This window comes from Algoriphagus confluentis (genome assembly GCF_036245625.1).
GTDB classification, from domain to species: domain Bacteria; phylum Bacteroidota; class Bacteroidia; order Cytophagales; family Cyclobacteriaceae; genus Algoriphagus; species Algoriphagus confluentis.
In genome coordinates, this window is the sequence record NZ_BTPD01000038.1 from 1 (window position 1) to 904 (window position 904).

The window sequence follows — 904 nt, forward strand, 5'->3', positions numbered from 1 at the left end:
AGGCTCCTGCAGCTCCAGAGGTGGCTGTCCCGATTCGGGCAACAAAACTTTGATTCCCGCTTGCCTTCATAGTAAATCCTGGTTGGAGGGTTATACCTGATGTGGCTACATATTCCTTGTATCCGTCATATTTTGCAGAAGTAATCGATGTACCTGTTCTGATATTTCCAGTATTACCATTTACTGCGGCATTGTTGGAAGAGGCCCCATCCAATGTGCTTTGAATACTGGCTCTGGTGAGGTCTGTAGTAACCAATCCTGTCATAATCACCCGGCCAAAAGAATCATACTTGGTGTACAACCATTTTTTGGGTGCCAGTGCCATATTGGCATCCTGAAAACCCACCAATCTGTCCTGTTTATCATACACCATAGACTCAAGTCCTTTGCCGGGCACCCGCTTTTCGATCATCCTACCACGGTTGTCATAGGTATATCTAAAATATAATTCATTAGCATTCCCATCATTTGCAGTAGTAGTACTGACCCAATTCAAAGAATCAAACAAATGAATCGCTTTTGGAGGAAGAACGACCCTCACCTGACCTAAATCATCATATACATAATAGGTACAAAGCCAGCCTGTGTGTCCGTTTCCCGTACTCGCTGCCGTATTTTGGACTTTTTTGAGAATCAATTCCCCGTTCTTGTTCGTGTATTGAATTACCCGCTTATCATCCTCATCATCGCTGATTTCAACCCATAGGGAGTTGGCCGGATAAGTGGCTGAAGTAAGCGGTAAGCCACTGGCATTCAAAGTGAAAATCCGGACTCCATCATTGACGGTATTGGGTCTTCTGGAAAATTCCATTTCTTTGGCCGAGCCCATTCGCCACGCATTCCCAGGAGAGGATTTTTTGTTCACACGACCCAAGGGAGATGCTTCAAACTGATTCTCTGAATA

General features: G+C 44.7%; 1 protein-coding gene. It reads right to left on the reverse strand.

All coding sequences use genetic code 11. The features are described from left to right. Positions 1-904: DUF6443 domain-containing protein (locus tag AAA943_RS21775; RefSeq protein WP_479374288.1), on the reverse strand; the 904-nt coding region annotated here is incomplete at both ends.